The following is a 19630-nucleotide window of genomic DNA, read 5'->3' as shown; positions in this document are numbered from 1 at the left end:
TTGCATCGCAACGTCTTATTACTAGTTGCATCGCAACGTCTTATTACTAAAAGGAAAACCAAAAATAACAAATAGCACAACGTTGAAATTCGCGGTGTAGAGACGTAGCATTGCTACGTCTCTACGATTACGCGGCGAATAATCATCAATTACATCCTCTTAGTTAATTTAATATTAGCTATTGCCAATAAATAGAGGATTCCAATACGGGAATGTCTATAATTTGCGGAATAATTATACTTCTAAACAATATTGTTTCATTGTGAAAGTGAAACCTATGAAATGGTGGTATAATATTGTTATGTTCAAGGCTTTTGCATTAAAGTGCTGGGTGTTTGATTCAAATCATGAGTTATAAATTCTATTGAAATAAAAATATGAGCAAATTTAATTCAGTTTTTCGGGGTTTAAGTTTAGCGTTAGCATTTTGCTGCTATGCCTTAATTGGATTAGGTCAAAAGAAACCTAATATCATTTATATAATGAGCGACGACCACACCAGTCAGGCTATTGGAATTTATGGTGGGGCATTAGCTTCTGTTAATCCTACGCCTGTAATTGACGAGTTTGCTAAAGAGGGAATGGTGTTTGAAAACGCCTTCTGTACCAATTCCATTTGTACGCCAAGTAGGGCAAATGTGATGACTGGGCAATACAGCCAAACCAACGGAGTACTAGATTTAGATGGGGATTTGCCACCAGACAGGCAGTATTTACCTATTGAAATGAAAAAGCTAGGCTACCAAACGGCTATGATTGGTAAGTGGCATTTAAAGGAGGAGCCAGCGGCATTTGATTATTATAATGTTTTGCCTGGTCAAGGAAATTACTTTGACCCAAGTTTTAGAGTCAGTACTGTAGGAACTTGGCCAAATAATATGGAGTCTTATAAAGGTTACGTTTCTGATATTATTACGGATGTTACTTTAGAATACCTTGAAAAAAGAGATAAAAACAAGCCTTTCTTTTTGATGCACCATCACAAAGCACCACATGATGATTTTGAATATCCTGAAAGATATCAACCATACTTAGCCGATGTCGATATTCCAGAACCTGCGAGCATGTATTCACAGCCATTTTTTGGTTCAGAAGGTACTTTGGGTAGAAATAACACATTAAGAGATAGAATAGGAACTTCAGTATCTTCAAGGCATCCATATAGAAATTATTCGCACCAATATGGTTTAGACAGCATTGCAGATAAAGATGAACGTACACATCAAGCCTATCAGGAGTACACAAAACGTTATTTGAGATGCGTAAAAGGCGTTGATGATAATTTGGGAAGGCTTTTCAAATATTTGAAGGAAAACGGACTTTGGGATAATACCATTATAGTATATACGAGTGACCAAGGCATGATGCTGGGAGAGCATGATTATATGGATAAAAGATGGATGTATGAGGAGTCTATGAGAATGCCATTTATTATTAAGTATCCTAAATTAATTAAGCCAAATAGCAGAACCAAGGCTATTATCAATAACACCGATTATGCTCCTACATTGATAGAATTAGCAGGCGGGAAAGTTCCTGCTTATATGCAAGGTGAAAGTTTTAAGAGTGTGCTGTCAAAACCATCGGAGGAGTTTAGAGAGTCTACTTATTATAGATATTGGATGCATTTAACGCACCATGATATTCCTGCTCATTTTGGTGTAAGAACAGCTAAATCTAAACTTATATTTTATTATGGCGAGCATTATAATACGGAGCTTTATGGTAAGAATACTTTTACATGGGTAAATGACCCTAGTGATTCATATCATTTTGAACCAACACCAGTGGCGTGGGAATTCTATGATTTAACAATAGACCCTAAAGAAGTGGTTAATAGGTACAAAGACCCAAGATATAAGGCTGAAATAGAGAAATTAAAGGCAGAGATTTTGGCTCAAAGAGAAAAGTACAATGAAGGTGATAGTGATTATCCTAATATTCAAGGTGCTATAGATGCACACTGGAACGATTGATTTCTATTTCGGATTTTGTTGTCAAATCATTTAAAATAACAAAATTTAGAGTATCTAGCGTCAAAATCTAAATTATAGCTATGAGAAAAATACTTGTTTTACTTTCTGTTTTGTCTCTTGTTTCCTGCAAAAATGTATCGGAAAGTTCGCTGGAGCGTGAAAAGCCTAATGTGGTCTTTATTCTCACAGATGACCAAGGTTACGGTGATTTAGGCTGTAATGGAAACGAATGGATTCAAACACCAAATATTGACTCCTTATATAATGAAAGCGTGTCATTTTCAGATTACCATGTAGGTACCACTTGTGCTCCTAGTCGTGGTGGTTTAATGACAGGTAAATTCAGCAATAACGTAGGTGTGTGGCATACCATTATGGGTAGAGAGATATTGAACGAGGGTGAAGCTACCATGGCCGAATTCTTTAAAGCGAATGCTTATAGAACGTCGATGTTTGGTAAGTGGCATTTAGGAGACAATTATCCTTTCAGGCCACAGGATAGAGGTTTTGATGAATCTGTGATTCACAAAGGTGGTGGCGTAGGTCAGCAGCCAGATTACTGGAATAATGACTATTTCTCTGATACATATTTTAGAAATGGCGTGGCTGAAAAGTTTGATGGTTACTGCACGGATGTTTGGTTTTCCGAAGCTCAAAAGTTCATTGAAAAAAGTAAAGACGAACCATTTTTCTGCTACATAGCTCTAAATGCTCCTCATAGCCCTTATAATGTACCTTCAAAGTATAGTGATTTATATAAAAGACAAGAAAATATTCCCAATCCTGAGTTTTATGGAATGATTACTAACATTGATGAAAATGTGGGTAAACTCAGAGCATTTTTGGCAGAAAAAGGCTTGGCAGAGAATACTATTTTCATTTATATGTCGGATAATGGAACTGCTGCGGGAGTTTCATTTGATAAAAACGGTGATGTGAAAAAGGGTTTTAATGCCGGAATGAGAGGGACTAAAGGCTCAGAATATGAAGGAGGGCATCGTGTACCTTTTATTATGCACTGGCCTCAAGGCGAACTTAGCCAAAGAAGGGATATTGACGTATTAACTTCTTATGTAGATTTCTTTCCAACATTGGCAGATTTATGTGGTTTATCTGCTCCATCTAACAAATTAGACGGTATTTCGCTTAAAAATGTAATTTATAACAATGAGAATCCTGATAGGGTTTTGGTGGTAGATACTCAGCGAGAAGACGATTTAATTAAGTGGAAACAGCCATCTATTATGAAGGATAAATGGAGAATGATAGGTGGAAACGAGCTGTATAATATTAAAAGTGACCCAGGACAAAGAGACAATTTAGCAGAGCAGCATCCAGCATTGATGGATAGCCTGAAAGCAGCTTATGAATTATGGTGGAAAGGTACAGAGGCAGCAGCTGCACACATGACTTATATTCCTGTTGGTAATGATATTCCAGAATTGGTGCAATTAAATAGCCATGATTTACATACTCCAGTAGGGCATCCAACCTGGAATCAAGCTCAGGTTAGAAGTGGTAGCGGAGCCATGGGTTATTGGCCAATTGAAGTTAAAAATGATGGTAAATACGAAGTAGAACTTTGTAGATGGCCAAAAGAATCAGGCTTGGGTTTAAGAGATGCGGCTCCAGTAGGAGATGAAATTCCAGGAAAAAATCAATATAAAGAAGGCGAGCAATGGCTCATTAATGGTGCCGAGCTAATTATTGATGAAAATACGCACGTTTTAGTTGCTCCTAAAATGGGAGAAAGGGCGGTGTTTACGCTCGATTTGAAAAAGGGAAAACAAATAATGAAGGCCTCGTTTAAGGTTGATTCTGGTGATAAAAGACAAGTTTTTTATGCTTATGTCAAACCTTTAAATCAATAAAAAACGTTAAGCACTAAACGGCGTGTGCGGCAGACTTTTTATTCGCATTCTTTAGGTATTCGGTTGGTGTCTTTTGGACAAACTTCTTAAAATACCTATTGAAATTTGAGAGGTTGTTGAAGCCACATTCAAAGCATATTTGAGAGATGTTTAAATCTGTTTCTAACAATAGTTTGCAGGCGTGACCTATCCTTATTTCTAGTAAGAAATTGGTGAAGGTTTTGTTAGTCTTTGTCTTGAAATATCTGCAAAATGAATTGACGCTTAGGTTCGCCACATTCGAAATTTCTTCTAAGCTAATCTCTCTGTCAAAGTTACTTAAAACGTATTGGTAAATATTGTCAAGTCGCTCACTATCAATAGAGTCATAGGTTTGAGAAAAGCCCAGAGAACTTAACAAAGTATTGTCGTCATTCTCCGTAATGTGAGACATTACATTGAATAATTTGATAATTCTGTGAAAGCCTTCTGATTCATGAAGTGATTCAAAAAGGAAGTTATTTTGAATAGGGTCGTTGTTCTTTATTTGAATGCCTCTAGTCGCTTTTGAAATAATTTCTTTTACAGATTTCATCTCAGGAAAAGAAAGGAATTCGGAGCTAAAAAATGTAGGCAAAAAGTGAATCACATAAGCATCTGAATAGTTCTGTTCTTCAGTGGTGTCATACCTAAAAAGATGTGGCAAATTAGAGCCGAGCATGAAAATGTCGTTTTCTTCAAAAGGAGCCACGGCATCTCCAATAATAAAAGTGCCTTTACCTTTTCGTATTAGTATAATCTCTATTTCAGGATGATAATGCCAGCGATTATGATACACAGGTACTTCATCATGTCTTATGCTAAAAGACTGCTCTATTTTGTTCGAAATCTTGAGTAATTGAGCTTTCATATTTCAGTTTTTTACGACTTGCTTATATAGTATTACCTATTGCTAAAATTTTTACGATTTGTTGTCTTTTTCTGTGGTTATTTTGTTTATATCTAATAGCGAGACAAATAAAGTAATATTTAATTGTAATTCTAGAAGATGTGATAAATTTTCTTAGTTAAAGGAAGTTTTCAGAATTAATGAGCAGTTTAAGACATAAAAATATACCACATTGAGAGCAATCATTCTTAAGGAACCAGGACAGTTTGACTTTATAGAACAGGAAGATATTAAAGCCGAAAAAGGTAAGGCAATTGTAAAAATAAAAAGAATAGGAATCTGCGGAACAGACTATCATGCATTCAAAGGAGATCAGCCTTTTTTTACATACCCTAGAGTTTTAGGCCATGAATTAGGCGGCGAAATAGTTTCGATATCAGAAAATGGCATAAAGCATAGTTTAAAAATAGGAGATAAGGTGGCTATAGAGCCTTATTTGAACTGTGGGGCTTGTCAAGCCTGCGATGCGGGTCATATAAATTGCTGTGAAAATATCCAGGTAATTGGGGTTCATTCGGATGGTGGAATGGCAGAGTATATCTCTATTCCTATAAACAAAATTCATAAATCTGAGCGTCTAAGTTTTGACCAATTAGCTTTGGTAGAAACACTAGGAATAGGCCTGCATGCAGTAAATAGAGCCAATGTAAAATCAGGCGAAAAAGTACTTATAATAGGAGCAGGGCCTATTGGTCTTGGTGTAGCTCAGTTTTCAAAGCTAAAAGGTGCTACGGTTTGCATGGCAGATATTTCAAAAAGTCGTTTAGATTTTATTGAGAAAATAGGTCTTTCAGATAAAAGTATTCAGGTAACTGGTAAATTAGAAGAAGCCGATTTGAAAAACGTTTTGGATGGAGATTTGCCAAGTGTAGTGATTGACGCTACCGGAAATAAAAACTCCATGCTAAATACTTTTAATCTACTAGCTCATGGTGGTAGATTGGTTTTTGTTGGTCTTTTTCAAGGCGATGTGACGTTTTTTGACCCTAATTTCCATAAAAGAGAGCTTACGCTTTTGGCAAGTAGAAATTGTCTTCCAGGTGATTTTAAAGAGATAATTTCACTCATAGAAGAAGGTGTAATTGATACTAATCCATGGCTGTCTCACAGAACTAGTTTTGAAGATATGCCAAATAAATTTGAGACTTTTTTAGAGCCTGGTCAAGAGGTTATAAAAGCTATTATTGAACTTTAATCTTTGATTTTATGCGGTTTAAACTTAACTCGTTTTTCATTCTCCTAACTTGTCTTTTGGCAGGCTGGGGCTGTAGTGATAAAAGTAAAACGGGTGAGTTAAGATTTACGCAAATTGACACTAGTCATTCAGGCATTGACTTTAATAATGAAATTATAGAAGACGATTCGCTCAATTTTTACCACAATGAGTACATCTATATTGGCTCCGGTGTAGGAGTTGGCGATTTTAATAAAGATGGGCTTCAAGATGTGTTTTTTGGAGGAAGTCAGGTAGAAAGTAAGCTGTATATCAATAAGGGAAATTTTGAGTTTGAAGATGTAACGCTGGCCGCTGGAATTACCAATACCGAATGGATAACCGGAGTCACGGTAGAAGATGTCAATCAAGATGGTTGGGATGATATTTATCTATGTGTTTCACACTTCAGGAATCCTAATCAAAGGAAAAACCTCCTTTTCATAAATCAAGGCACTTCAGAACTAAAGTTTGAAGAAAGTGCAGAAGCATATGGTTTAGCTGATACTGGTTTTTCTACCAATGCAGCATTTTTTGACTACGATAAAGATGGCGACTTGGATATGTATTTGCTTAATCATAAGCTTTTTGACCCACAGCCTAATAGAATAGTTAGAATTGATACTTCAGGGCTCGCTTCCTCTTCAGATAAGCTTTTCCGGAACGAAGGCGGAGCAGTGCATCCTGTTTTTAAAGACGTTTCTTTGGAGGCTGGTATTAGGGAAGATGGCTATGGTTTAGGTATAGTAATTTCGGATATCAATCAAGACAACTTTCCTGATATTTATGTTGCCAACGATTATTTGAGCAATGATTACCTCTGGATAAATAATGGTAAAGGAGGTTTTGAAAACCAAATTGCTGCTGCCACCCGACATCAAAGTTTTAGCAGCATGGGCGTAGATATTGCTGATATTAACAACGATTTACTACCCGATATTGGCGTCTTAGATATGATGCCAAACACCAACGAACGCAAAAAGATGATGACTTTGGGCTTTAGCCCAGACAAATATGACATGCAAAGAAGGGCTGGCTATCATCATCAATACAGTAGAAATGTGTTGCAGGTAAACCAAGGAAGCCCTACGGGCAATAATCCTGTTTTTTCGGAGATAGGGCAATTGGCCAATATTTCAGAAACAGATTGGAGTTGGAGTATCCTTTTTGCTGATTTTGACAATGACCGCTGGAAAGACATTCATATTTCAAACGGTTTAGGGAAAGATTTGACTAATAGCGACTTTATTTCTTTCACCAGTGAAGAGCTTTCTAAACAATCTTTTTTTGGTGGTTCTTTTGAAAATAGTGTGTCTCAAGAAGAGGTGGTCAACTGGACCAAAGAGTTAGATAAGTTTGGTTCTGTAAGCAAAGAGAACTTCCTCTTTGTCAATGATAAAAACTTAAACTTTTTAGACAAGTCTGACCTGTTAGGGAATGGTGAAAAATCTGTTTCGCAGGGAGCTGCTTATGCCGATTTTGATAATGATGGCGACCTAGATTTGGTGGTAAATAACATGAATCAAAAGGCCTTTATCTACAGAAATGAACTGCGAGGAAGTGCCCAAGATTCTACCAATAATTTCCTTAAAGTTAGCTTAGAAGGCTTGGAGGGTAATGTTAATGGAGTTGGTGCCAAAATAGTGGTATTCTCTGGCGATGATACGCAGATTTTTGAAGAAACATCTACCAGGGGTTATGCTTCTAGTGTAGATAAAAGGGTTCATGTCGGGCTAGGAGAGCTTCAAATGGTAGATTCTCTAAAAGTGCTTTGGAGTTCTGGTAAAGTAAGTGTTTTGACAGCTATTAAAGCGAATCAGGAATTACACATCAAAGAAAAAGAGGCAATTGACATAGAATTTGGACAAATATTAAAAGCGGCTTCGCCAATATTTAAGGCAATACCTTCGGAGCAATTTCAAGCACATCAAGAGAGCATATTTTCTGATTTCTCACGTAGAAGAATGCAACCACAGAAATATTCCCAGTTGGGACCAGCGATGGCAAAAGCCGATGTAAATGGAGATGGTTTAGACGATATATTTATTGGCGGAGCTAAAGGGCAGGAGTCTGCTATTTATATTCAAAATAGCAACAATGGATTTACCAAGAGTTCGCTGAGTGATAGTCAAGAAAACGAGGATTTAGATGCTGTCTTTATGGATATTGATAAAGATGGCGACCAAGACTTAATTACCGTAGGTGGCAGTACCGAATTACCAGCTTCTGGTCAGCAGTCGGTATTGGTTTATTTAAATGATGGGAATGGCAAATTTGAAATCTCTGAAAATCATTTTCCTAAAGATTTTAAGATATTCTCTTCCAGCATTACCGCGAATGACTTTGACAATGATGGCGACTACGACCTCTTTGTTGGTGGACGTTTAGATAATACTATTTTCCCGAGCAGTCCAGAGAGTTTTTTGTTTGAAAATGTAGATGGCAAATTTAAAGATGTAACCCCTGCTGACTTAAGCCGAATAGGTATGGTTACAGATGCAGTTTTTTTAGATTTTGACGAAGATGGTTTGCAAGACTTAGTAATCTGTGGGGATTATATGGAGCTTGAGTTTTTCAAAAACACAAAGGATGGCTTTAAGCGTTTTACCAAGGAAACAGAACTAACAGGAAATCATGGCTGGTGGCGTAGTTTAAAGCTTGCAGATATTGACCAAGACGGAGATTTGGATATAGTGGCAGGTAATTTTGGAGAGAACTCAAAGTATCATGTTACGGCAGAAAGACCAGCCTATTTGTTCGCTAAAGATTTAGATAATAACGGAACTCAGGAACTGATGCCAGCATATTTTATCAAAAATTTGAAAGGTGATTTTAAGCTTTTTCCAGATTTAAGTAGAGACCAGTTTGCGGAGCAAACACCCAAAATAAGGCAATACTACGCCAAGTATGCGGCATACTCTAATGCAAGTATGTCTGATATTATAGACCATTTTGGTAGAAATGAAATGCTAGAACTACGCTGCGATTATTTAGGTACAGCTTGGTTTGAAAATTTAGGTTCTGGCAAGTTTATTAGGCATGAATTGCCTAAAGAGGCACAGTTTGCACCTGTAAACGCCATAGAAATAGCTGATATTAATTTAGATGGTTTTCCAGATTTGATTTTAGCAGGAAACGAATACCATACAGAGGTGAGTACAGGCAGGTCTGATGCCTCTTATGGTACTGTATTGTTAAATGAAAATGGTAAAAGCTGGAATGCTGTTCCCTCTGGTTTGTATCTAATGGGAGATGTGCGGTCTATGCTCCTTCTAAATAATGGGAGCAATTTACTCTTTGGCGTCAATAATGTCTCACCTGCATACTTTTGTCTACCTGCTAATAAGTAAAGCTTGTTTCTGACCAAGTAGTCTATTATGGCATGCTAAAATCGTATTATGTTATGCTTAAATTGAGGTTTTGTGCTGCATCCTAATAGTATAATTTTGTTATAGTTTAATAATCAGCAAAGAAAATGTAGTGGCACTTTAGTTTTGGTGGTACTATCTTATAAGGCTGAAAGGGTTAAAGGAATGGTTTAGTAAATTTTAGTAAAAGATTACAAAAAGAGAGAATTTCTCTCTTTTTGTGTCTTAAGTTTTTAAAGAAAAGTATGAAAAAAATAACATTGACTCTTTTATTGGTGACGGGTTTTCTGTCGGCATTTTCACAAGAAAGATATCGTGAAGACTGGGACCAAATAGCTACAAAGTATGAGATTCCAGAATGGTTTAAAGATGCCAAATTCGGTATTTTCATTCATTGGGGGGTATATTCTGTACCTGGGTATGGTTCAGAGTGGTATGCTCGTAATATGTATATAGATGAAAACTCTAGCACTTCTTATCATGGAAATAAGGGCAAGCAGGGGCCATCAAATGATTATCTATATCATGTAAAGACTTTTGGACATCCTAGTAAGTTTGGTTACAAAGATTTTATACCCATGTTTAAGGCTGAGCATTTTGATGCTGCCGAATGGTTAGATGTTTTTGAGAAGTCTGGTGCAAAATATATTGTTCCTGTGGCTGAGCATCATGATGCTTTTGCCATGTATAATTCTTCATATACCATTTGGAATTCGGTGGATATGGGTCCTAAAAGAGATATTATAGGCGAGCTTAAAAAAGAGACAGCCAAGAGAGGAATGAAGTTTGGCGTATCGTCGCATTTGGCCTTTAATCAAGACTTTTTTACTAAGAAGCCAGAATTGGGAAATACTGCTCCAAAGTATTCACAACTTTACGGCCCAATAATGAAAAGTAGCAATGAGGCTCCCACTGCCGAGTTTAAGGATATGTGGATGAAAAGAACTACCGAATTGATTGATAATTATCAGCCAGATATTTTATGGTTTGACTTTGGTTGGGACAGACCAGAGTATGCTCCTGAGCATTTGAAATTGACAACTCACTATTATAATAAAGCCCTTGACTGGAACAAAGAAGTAGTATTACAAGGGAAAAATCATAAGTATGAGTCGCTGGCAGAAGGGGCCTATGTGCACGACATGGAAAGAAGTAAATCTGCGGTAATTAGAGACTTTTTCTGGCAAACAGACACTTCAGTTGGTAAAAACTCATGGGGTTATGTGAGTAACTGGGAGTCAAAAGAAACTAATACGCTGATAGACGATTTAGTGGACATAGTAAGTAAAAACGGAAGTATGCTTTTAAATGTTGGACCAAAATCAGACGGAACTATTCCTTATGACCAGCAAAAGGTTTTACTTGAAATGGGCGACTGGTTGAAAATTAACGGAGAAGCCATTTACGGTAGCCGACCATTCAGTATCTACGGCGAAGGCCCTACTAAAATAGTAGAAGGACACCTTTCTGAAGGAAACAACAAAGACTTAGGAGCTGAAGATATCAGATACACCATGCAAGGGGAGCAGCTTTATGCTTTCTTAATGGAGTGGCCAAAAAGCAACGAAATTCTTATTAAAACTTTAGCAAAAGGCAACCCTAACTATACTGCAAAAATCAACACAATCACCATGATGGGTTCTGATGAAGTTATCAAGTTTAAGCAAACTAAGGAAGGATTAAAAGTGATTTTACCTTCTTACAGACCATGTAACTTTGCTTACGGTCTTAAGATTAATTAAAGAAACTTAGGAGTGAAAGAATTGATTGAATAATAATTTTCTCCGAGTAATGTGGGTTAAGTTGAAGAGGTTGTTTCACACTAGTGAAACAGCCTCTTTTTTATTTAAAGGCTATTCCAGTTTACGTTTTTCAATATCGTTTCCGCAATAACCCTATGCCCTGCTGGCAAAGGATGAATGCGGTCTTGGCCGAAAGAAATGGTGGCGTTTTCTAAAACTGGATGGTAGGTGTCTATTGTTTTGAGGACATTCTTATTGGTATAGGTAGAAATAAACGCCGCATAGCGACTAATCACCTCAGAATTATATTTGTAATAAGGCTCTTTATAGCTGTAACTATCCAATGGCAACCCGCCATTGGGTTTCATGTCAGTTTCCATAAAAGGAGTAGGAGTGAGCAGAATTACTTTGGCTCCTGTTTTGGCAATGATTTTAACAGCTTTCGCAATTCCCTTTTTGTAGGCTTTAAAGCGTTTCTTGTCAAATGGGCTATAAATAGCGTCATTTATACCGTAATAAAGAAAGCAAACATCAAAATGGTCTTCTGCTAAAATGCTGTCTAATCTATCAAAAAGATAAGGTCTTTTAGGGTCATGAAATGCTTCCGAAAGTCCAGAAACAGTTTCGCTGCTTTTCCCAAAGTTTACTAAATCAAAATGAGCTGAGATTTGAGGGTTTTCCCTCAAGAAATCTATATAGCCACCACTGGCAGTTATGCTATCGCCAATAAAGGCAATTTTCTTTTTATTTGAATTAGCGAAAGCAGGAATGCTAAGAGCAGCCAAACTGGCTAAAAGAAAGTCTCTTCTTTTCATAATTGTAGTTTACTTCCGTTTTAATGTATTGAAAAACAAGAGAAGTGATTTTTCATAATCTCAAAACGCAGATTACCTTTTTACTACGCTCACTTTCCACCTGCCTGTCGGCAGACTGGGTGGGAACTTCATTTTTGCGGGTCGCCGCACCGTTCGAAAAAAAACGAACGGCAGCGGCCGACCGTCAAAAAGAACCACACCCTGTAAACTCACACCAACAAAATTCTAAAATTGAGCAATTGTGAAATTACATTTGTCTTAAGAATTTTGTTGGTGCTCAAACAGTACAGGGCAATATTAGGAATAAAATTATTCTATTCATTTCTGCGAAATCCCATAAAATAGTTTACAAAACCACCTCTATGGTAGGGTTCTCTTCTGTAAATTTAGCAGCTTCCGCTTTATTTACTTGGCTACGCCAAACATAAATATGTTTTAGGTTTTCATGGCCTTTAAAAGAGCTTAAGCCTTTATTGGAAATTGGGGTGTCATTTAAATTAACGGCATTCAAGTATTTGAGCGAAGCCAATTTTGGTAGAAAAGCGTCTTCAATCTTGTTTCCATTCAGTTTGACTTTTTCTAGGTTCTCTAATTGGTTAATATCTTGAATCTCTGAACTTGAAAGGGCTGCATCTGCCAGGTTAAGCCAAACAATATTTTTGGCTAAAGGTAAAAGTCCTTTTACATCTATTTTATCAATCTGTCTGTTTCTGTCAATCGCAATATCAAGCATTAAAGGCTCGTGATTCATAACCCTAAAAGTAAAGCCACCTTTTTCGATTTCCGGTAATAAACTCAGGTCTGCATTTGCAGGAATATTAGGATTGTAGCTTTCTTGGCTAGCCAAATTGTTTTCACCACCATGAGTAGCTTTTTTAAAGCCTAAGTACACTTCCACATTGTCCAGCACTTCTTTATGGCTTTCTAGGCCTAAAAAGGCTACTTCTTTGTTCACAGCGTCATTTGTAATCCACCATTTTAAAATGGCTAGTTCTTCTTTAGTTAGTGGCGTTTTGCCATCCGTTGGCATAAATTCCTCATGCTCTTTCTCTAAAGTTACCCTTCTGATTATTTCGCTTTCGTCTATATTTCCTTGGCTGAGTATCGCACCATTCTTGCCGCCTTTGATGATGTCATCATAAGAGGTCAATACCAATTCACCTTTTTTCTTACCAGACTGGTGACATTGCGTACATTTTTTGTCCAAAATGGGCTGAACTAAATCTTCAAAAACCAACACATCTTCTAGCTTCTCTGGTATCTCTCTTTTGGTTTCGGTTAAAGTAGCTAAAGTCAAGTATTCCGTACCATGCGTAAGGTTTCCACCCTGATGTCCAGCATAACTCATTAGTCCAATAATAGAGAGGAAAAGAGCAGTTAATGCCGTTTTGGGCAAATCGAGGATAGTCTTTCCTTTATCCGTCATAAAGAAATATAGTAGTAAACTTAGAGCCGTTAGGCCTATTCCGCTGAGTTTATGGTTCTCTAATAATTGGTAAGAATAGTCTCCTGTATTTGACAAAAGCCAGCCTAAAACACAAGCGGCTACGCCCGAAAGTCCACCTAAAAGCAAGGCCAGTTCCGTGGCTTTGCCAAGATTATCATATTTAGGTAAGTAAGATGCTAAATGGAAAATACCGGCAATTAATAAAAAACCAATAGGCAAATGCACCACCAGTGGATGCATTCTACCAAGAAATGTACTTAAATCTAACAATACCATATTACACGCGAGTTAATTTCACTGGAGCCGTGTGTCTGGCATTCCATTGACAAACATAAATACTGTTGTCCTCATCTATGCACACGTCATGTCCATGAGCAAAAACAGGATTTTTCAAATTCGTGGTGGCTTGTAATTTACCTCCAGTGTATTTGGGTGCTTGCCCGCCAGGGTTACTAATGACCTTATTGTTTTGGTCTAGTATGGTTACAAATCCAGAGTCGCCCCAGTTGGTTTTACTTTCTTCGTCTTTGCTCCAACATACGCCAGCGTAAATGTTTTGATTATGTAAAACAGGTCTACAAACGTGCATCCCAGGCAAGTCAATTCTTTCAATAAATTGACCATCTAAAGTGAAAATCTTAAAGCAGTTTTCGTTTCTTGAGGTACAAATCAAAGTTGGCTTTGCAGGGTTTCTTGAGTCTATAGCCACACCATGTGCATTAGATAAATTATGCTCTTTGTTTTCATTATTATGACCACCAAAATGCCTGATGTATTGTCCTTTGCTGTCGTACTGAATAATGTAATCGCTGCCATATCCGTCTGCCACATAAATGTCTCCATTTGGTGCTACGGCGGTTTCTGTAGGCATAAAAGGTTCGTCTTCTCGGTAAATACCAATGGTTTTAGGATGCCCTAGAGCAAATTTAAGGCGGCCTTCTAAATCTGTTTTGACTACTTGACCGGCTTGTTTTTCATAGCCACCCGTTTTGTTTTGAAACCATCCGCAGTCCGTAATTAGCAAAAAATCTTCTCCTTGGTCTTTGCCTATAGAAAGTCCGTGACCACCAGGATATGCATGTCCCCAAGAGTCTAAGAGTTTACCAGATTTATCAAAAATCAAGATGTTATTATTGGTATGGTCGCCTATCATGATTAGACGGCCTTGGCTGTCTTGCACCATCTCATGGCAGTTTAAAAGAGGGTTATAGCTAACGCTCAATTTTGCCCAGCCTTTATCTACTTTATACTTATAATCGCCATGGCCTATAATGGTTTCATCTTCCAAATTTTGGTGTAAAATACCAAAGCTTTTTATAGGTGAACCTATGGCGGCTATTGCTCCTAGAAGCGTGGTGTTTTTTATGAAATTTCGTCTCTTTTGCATAGGGTTTAAATATTAGCTGAGTATGTCGTTAACTATTTTTCCGTGTACGTCGGTTAGTCTAAAACGCCTTCCTTGAGATTTGAAGGTCAGTCTTTCGTGGTCCATTCCGGTCAGCTTCATGAGCGTAGCATGGAAATCATGCACATGTACGGGGTCTTTGGTGATGTTATAACTAAAGTCGTCTGTTTCTCCGTAGGTGAAGCCTTTTTTGACACCCGCACCTGCCATCCACATGGTAAAGCATCTTGGGTGGTGGTCTCTACCGTAGTTGGTTTTTGTTAGTTTTCCCTGCGAGTAAGCCGTTCTGCCAAATTCGCCACCCCAAATCACTAAGGTATCTTCTAACAATCCTCGCTGCTTAAGGTCTTTGATAAATGCTGCCGTAGCTTGGTCTGTGTTTTTACATTGATGGGTCATTCCACCAGGAAGTCCGCCATGATGGTCCCAACCTTGGTGGTATAATTGAATAAACTTAACGTCCTTTTCTAAGAGTTTTCTGGCCAAAAGGCAATTGGCCGCATAAGAACCGGAGTCTCTACTGTCTGGTCCGTACATTTCAAAAGTTTCATCACTTTCTCCTGCGGTATCCATTACCTCGGGCACGGATGTTTGCATTCTAAATGCCATTTCGTACTGTGCTATTCTAGCATCAATCTCAGGGTCGTTTATGGCTTCGTTTTGAAAATTGTTTAGTTTTTTCAAGTAACCCAGCATTTCTTCTCTGTCTTTTCCGTCATAACCTTCAGGGTTGTTCAAGAATAAAACGGGGTCTTTTCCTGCTCTAAATTGCACGCCTTGGTGCTCGGTAGGTAAAAAGCCATTTCCCCACAATCTAGAATAAAGCGGTTGGTCTTTCCCTCCGTTTTTAGAAACCAAAACTATAAAAGAAGGTAGGTTCTCATTATCAGAACCTAAGCCATAACTCATCCAAGAGCCTATAGAAGGCCTTCCTGGTAGCTGATGCCCTGTTTGGAAAAAGGTGATGGCAGGGTCATGATTAATATGCTCAGTGTAAACAGATTTGACAATACAAAGCTCATCTACTATTTGTGCAGTATGTGGCAGCAAATCGCTCACCCAAGTTTGAGACTCTCCGTATTTATTAAAACCAGTGAAAGAAGGTGCCAAAGGCAAACTACTCTGAGAGGCACTCATGCCCGTAAGTCGCTGCCCACCTCTAACAGATTCAGGCAGGTCTTGCCCCATCATATCCACCAGTTTTGGTTTATAGTCAAAGGTTTCAAACTGTGAAGGTCCTCCGCTCATAAACATATAAACCACACGTTTTGCCTTTGGAGCAAAATGCGGAATACTGGCGAGAATCTGCTGCTGCATTTCTTCGTCGGAAATCACACCAGAACTAGCTTGTGGTTTTGAATTTAACTTATCAAAGCCGAATAAGGAGCCTAAAGCAAGCGTACCTAAGCCTAAGGAGGTTTTATTCAGGAAGTTTCTCCTGTCAATTTTTTTGTTCAATTCACCAAAATCTGGCGAATCAATTCTGAAATCTTTGTGATGATGATGACTCATTTTATCTTTTCATTAAGGTGGCGTCAGAATTCATTATAAGGTTTGCCACTACGGCATTAGAAGCTACTAAATAAGGAGCCACTGTTTTGTCAATTTGATAATATCCCGCTTCTAGCCAGCCTTTGGTTTTGGCAGGATTCTTCTTAAAGTTTGCTATTTCTTTAGTCCTTACGTCCAATAGGATTTCTAATTCTTCTGGCTGCGGCGTTTTGCCTGTTAGTTTTCTATAAGCACTAATAATCGCCTTTTTTGGGTCTGCTATTTTCGCCATTTCTTCGCCTAAAACTTTAGACGCTTCCACATAAGTAGGGTCGTTTAGGGTAACCAAAGCTTGTAAAGGCGTATTGGTTTTTTGACGTCTTATGACGCAATAGCTTCTGGAGTTTCCGTCAAAAGTAGCGAGCGTAGGATTAGGTACAGAACGTTTTATTAACACATACAAACTTCTTCGATACACCTCATCTGAAGTGTCGGCAGTGTAAGTAGTATTGTTTATTTCCCACAGTCCGGGCGGCTGATAAGGTTTTACACTTTTTCCGCCAATATCCTCTTTCAATAATCCAGATGCCGCTAAAGCATTGTCTCTCATCATTTCTGCGGTTAATCTGTTTGCTGGACCTCTGGCTAAAAATCTATTCTCTAAGTCTTTTTCTCTGTGCTCTTCTGTGGCTGTAGAGTTTTGCTGATAGGTGGCCGTCATCACCATGTCTTTCATTAGTTTTTTTACATCCCAGCCAGATTCCATGAAGTCTATCGCCAAATAATCTAGCAATTTAGGATGAGAGGGCATCTCCCCTTGGTTACCGAAATCTTCAGCTGTTCTTACTAAACCCGTACCGTAAATATTCTGCCACATTCTATTCACCGCTACTCTGGCAGTGAGTGGATGCTCAGGATGTGTAAGCCATTGGGCCAAACCATATCTGTTTTTAGGCAGGTTTTCAGGCATTGGCAATATGCTTTCAGGTGTATTCGGGAATACGTCTTCGCCTCTGGCATCATAGCTTCCACGTTCCATGATGAAACTCTGGCGTGGTTCTGCCATTTCTTTCATCACCATAAGTTCTTCCACGTTTTCTGTAGAGTCGGTCAATGCTCTTCTTTCACGCTGAATCTTAGCCAACTGCTCTAAAGCCGGTTTGTGAATAGCACCAAAAAAGTATTGACGCAATGTTTCTTTTTCTTGTTTAGAAAGGCTTGCATGGCTTTTACTGGCTATGCTAGCCCATTGATTAGTTTTGGAAATTACGCCAACTTCAAAAGGAATTAAAGCTCTTTTATAAACCAAGATGTCATCCACAAAACCATTCTTTAAACCATAACCTCTTCCCCAAGCACCAATTTGCAAAGGAGGTTCTTTACTGAAATCTTTAGTATTAAAAAGGATGCCTTTGGTGAGTTCATCCGTTTCAGTCTTCATATCTAGCTCCTTTCCGTCTAGAAAAACACGAAGCCCTTTAGCCTTTGATGAACCATCATAAGTCATGGTCAGGTTAATCCATTGCCCTTTAGGAATGAGCATTTTGCTCGACTTCATTATGGCGTTAGAAGGTGCTGTATGAGCAATGTTGGCTTCCAAAAGTCCATCTTTTCTAATGTAAATATGATAGCCACGGAAGTTATAAAGTCGCTCCGAAATGCCTTTATGAAAAATGACACCTTCTGTAAATTCTTTGGGAATAAGTGTATTTAAAGAAACAGTAAAAGCATCTGATTTTTCAAAAACACCCGCCCCACCTGTATTTAACCAAGTGTCGCCATTCATTTTTAAGCCCATACCATTGGGAGCTTTAGCAAAGCTAGGTTTTTCTCTGGCTCCCGACTCTATGCTCATAAAACCTTTTTGACTAGAATTGATGCTATTGTTCAGGTTTTGTTGGTCAAAAGTGTATTTGGCAGTAAGGCCCTTTAAAGGGATAGATTCATTTTTGAGTACTTTGTACTGCTCTTTTTCTATCCAATTATTAAAGTCTTTTTGACCTGCACTTATAACTTCCTTAAGTTTCGATTCCTCCGAGGTTAATTGGTTAGTAATAAAGCTAATAACCTTTTCTTGTTGTTCCGTAGGGAGTAACAATGTAGGTGTTGGCAGGGCGTCGTCCCATGATATTTGACCAGCCTCTTTTACATTATTAAAGAAGCTGAAAAGTTCGAAGTAGTTTTTCTGAGAAAATGGGTCGTATTTATGGTCATGGCATTTGGCACAGCCTACAGAAAGACCCAAAAAGGCATCTCCAAGGGTATTTGTTCTGTCCATTACATATTCAGCCTTAAACTCTTCTTCTATAATTCCGCCCTCCATATTTTGCTGATGGTTACGGTTAAATGCTGTTGCAATAAGCATTTCCTTCGTCGGGTTTGGCATTAAATCACCTGCCAGCTGCCAATGGACAAACTCGTCGTAAGCCTGATTTTTATTGAAAGCATTTATAACCCAATCTCTATAGGGAGACATATCTCTAACGCGGTCTACTGTATAGCCATGCGTGTCGGCAAATCTGGCTAGGTCAAGCCAATCGGTCGCCATTCTTTCACCATAATGTGGCGAATCAAGAAGCCTATCCACTACTTTTTCAAAAGCTTCGGGGCTTTCGTCTTTTTTGAAATTCTCAATTTCCTTTAAAGTAGGAGGTAAGCCCGTCAGGTCAAAAGTGACTCTTCTTATCAGTGTTTCTTTATCTGCAGGTGCAGAAGGTGTGAGTTTCTTTTCTTCTATTTTACTTAGAATGAAATTGTCAATTGGTGATTTTACCCAGTCATCATTTTTGACCGAAGGTACCTTATGCATTTCTGGTTTCACAAAAGCCCAATGCTCTTTGTATTCCGCTCCCTCATCTATCCACTTTATAAGCACAGCTTTTTCATAATCGGAGAGCGAAAGGTGAGAATCTGGCGTAGGCATAACCACATCAGGGTCTGTAGAGGTGATTCTATAGAAAATCTCACTTCCTTTTAAGCTGCCTGGGTTTATAGCCACTTTACCGGGGTTCTCAGGTAATTCACCATAAGAAGCTTCCGAGACATCTAATCTTAATCCGGCTTTTTGTTTGGCTTTATCTGGTCCATGACATGCAAAACACTTGTCGGAGAGTATAGGCTTTACATGTATATTATAGTCTAAATCTTCAGGCAGCTCGGCTATGGCTTGCTCCAGTTCCGGAGGAAGCTCCGGACCGCAGGCTACTAAAGTGCATAAGGATAATACTTTACACGTATTTTTAATATGCCGAATAAACATTTCAGTCATTCAAATAACAGTTTTACAATAGGTTTCAGAATTCAAGAATAAAGGTAGAAGCATTAAGATTAATGTAGTTTATCAAAAGAGACTTTGTAGTTAACAAATCCGACTT

At 38.2% G+C, this 19630-nt stretch carries 11 protein-coding genes; 5 read left to right on the top strand and 6 right to left on the bottom strand.

Features of this window, described 5'->3' with window-relative positions:
• The first annotated feature begins 377 nt into the window (after window positions 1-377).
• Entirely contained in the window at window positions 378-1976 is a 1599-nt protein-coding gene (locus tag AC0L6O_RS12845) for a sulfatase family protein (RefSeq protein WP_473302868.1), read from the top strand.
• Between the two features lie 80 nt (window positions 1977-2056).
• A complete protein-coding gene (locus AC0L6O_RS12840) occupies window positions 2057-3847 on the top strand; it encodes an arylsulfatase (RefSeq protein ID WP_473302866.1) in 1791 nt (596 codons plus the stop codon).
• A 13-nt stretch (window positions 3848-3860) separates the two neighbouring features.
• Here the strand turns inward: AC0L6O_RS12840 and AC0L6O_RS12835 are convergent, their stop codons facing one another.
• Window positions 3861-4736: an AraC family transcriptional regulator gene (locus AC0L6O_RS12835; RefSeq protein ID WP_473302864.1), complete on the bottom strand. Its 876-nt coding sequence runs from the start codon at window positions 4734-4736 to the stop codon at window positions 3861-3863.
• A 211-nt stretch (window positions 4737-4947) separates the two neighbouring features.
• On the opposite strand from AC0L6O_RS12835, the gene AC0L6O_RS12830 reads away from it, so the two are divergent.
• From AC0L6O_RS12830 to AC0L6O_RS12820, 3 genes are all read left to right on the top strand, one after another.
• Window positions 4948-5970 carry a zinc-binding alcohol dehydrogenase family protein gene (locus AC0L6O_RS12830; RefSeq protein ID WP_473302863.1) on the top strand — a complete coding sequence of 341 codons (1023 nt, stop codon included), beginning with the start codon at window positions 4948-4950 and terminating at the stop codon, window positions 5968-5970.
• Between the two features lie 11 nt (window positions 5971-5981).
• Window positions 5982-9338 carry a VCBS repeat-containing protein gene (locus AC0L6O_RS12825; RefSeq protein WP_473302862.1) on the top strand — a complete coding sequence of 1119 codons (3357 nt, stop codon included), beginning with the start codon at window positions 5982-5984 and terminating at the stop codon, window positions 9336-9338.
• Window positions 9339-9601: 263 nt separating this feature from the next.
• Window positions 9602-11098, top strand: a complete 1497-nt coding sequence (locus tag AC0L6O_RS12820; protein WP_473302861.1) for an alpha-L-fucosidase — start codon at window positions 9602-9604, stop codon at window positions 11096-11098.
• A gap of 104 nt (window positions 11099-11202) precedes the next feature.
• Here AC0L6O_RS12820 and AC0L6O_RS12815 read toward each other — a convergent pair whose 3' ends face one another.
• The 5 genes from AC0L6O_RS12815 to AC0L6O_RS12795 all read right to left on the bottom strand — a co-directional run bounded on the left by AC0L6O_RS12815 (window position 11203) and on the right by AC0L6O_RS12795 (window position 19524).
• Entirely contained in the window at window positions 11203-11913 is a 711-nt protein-coding gene (locus AC0L6O_RS12815) for a GDSL-type esterase/lipase family protein (RefSeq protein WP_473302860.1), read from the bottom strand.
• Window positions 11914-12259: 346 nt separating this feature from the next.
• Complete coding sequence (locus tag AC0L6O_RS12810; protein WP_473302858.1) at window positions 12260-13636, bottom strand: c-type cytochrome domain-containing protein; 1377 nt, start codon at window positions 13634-13636, stop codon at window positions 12260-12262.
• A gap of 1 nt (window position 13637) precedes the next feature.
• The gene (locus AC0L6O_RS12805) at window positions 13638-14747 is read right to left on the bottom strand and encodes an NHL repeat-containing protein (protein ID WP_473302857.1); all 1110 of its coding nucleotides are present in this window, start codon (window positions 14745-14747) and stop codon (window positions 13638-13640) included.
• A 12-nt stretch (window positions 14748-14759) separates the two neighbouring features.
• Complete coding sequence (locus AC0L6O_RS12800) at window positions 14760-16277, bottom strand: DUF1501 domain-containing protein (protein WP_473302856.1); 1518 nt, start codon at window positions 16275-16277, stop codon at window positions 14760-14762.
• A 1-nt stretch (window position 16278) separates the two neighbouring features.
• The gene (locus AC0L6O_RS12795; RefSeq protein ID WP_473302854.1) at window positions 16279-19524 is read right to left on the bottom strand and encodes a DUF1553 domain-containing protein; all 3246 of its coding nucleotides are present in this window, start codon (window positions 19522-19524) and stop codon (window positions 16279-16281) included.
• Window positions 19525-19630: the final 106 nt, after the last annotated feature.

This window comes from Arcticibacterium sp. GJ41-1, assembly GCF_055808875.1.
The sequence above is the reverse complement of the archived record's forward strand: the minus strand, read 5'-3'. Positions and strand labels throughout refer to the sequence as shown.

Coding starts and splice junctions, on each gene's coding strand:
- AC0L6O_RS12840 (WP_473302866.1), top strand. CDS start 2,057: ATGAGAAAAATACTTGTTTTACTTTCTGTTTTGTCTCTTGTTTCCTGC.
- AC0L6O_RS12810 (WP_473302858.1), bottom strand. CDS start 13,636: ATGGTATTGTTAGATTTAAGTACATTTCTTGGTAGAATGCATCCACTG.
- AC0L6O_RS12795 (WP_473302854.1), bottom strand. CDS start 19,524: ATGACTGAAATGTTTATTCGGCATATTAAAAATACGTGTAAAGTATTA.
- AC0L6O_RS12815 (WP_473302860.1), bottom strand. CDS start 11,913: ATGAAAAGAAGAGACTTTCTTTTAGCCAGTTTGGCTGCTCTTAGCATT.
- AC0L6O_RS12820 (WP_473302861.1), top strand. CDS start 9,602: ATGAAAAAAATAACATTGACTCTTTTATTGGTGACGGGTTTTCTGTCG.
- AC0L6O_RS12845 (WP_473302868.1), top strand. CDS start 378: ATGAGCAAATTTAATTCAGTTTTTCGGGGTTTAAGTTTAGCGTTAGCA.
- AC0L6O_RS12835 (WP_473302864.1), bottom strand. CDS start 4,736: ATGAAAGCTCAATTACTCAAGATTTCGAACAAAATAGAGCAGTCTTTT.
- AC0L6O_RS12805 (WP_473302857.1), bottom strand. CDS start 14,747: ATGCAAAAGAGACGAAATTTCATAAAAAACACCACGCTTCTAGGAGCA.
- AC0L6O_RS12825 (WP_473302862.1), top strand. CDS start 5,982: ATGCGGTTTAAACTTAACTCGTTTTTCATTCTCCTAACTTGTCTTTTG.
- AC0L6O_RS12800 (WP_473302856.1), bottom strand. CDS start 16,277: ATGAGTCATCATCATCACAAAGATTTCAGAATTGATTCGCCAGATTTT.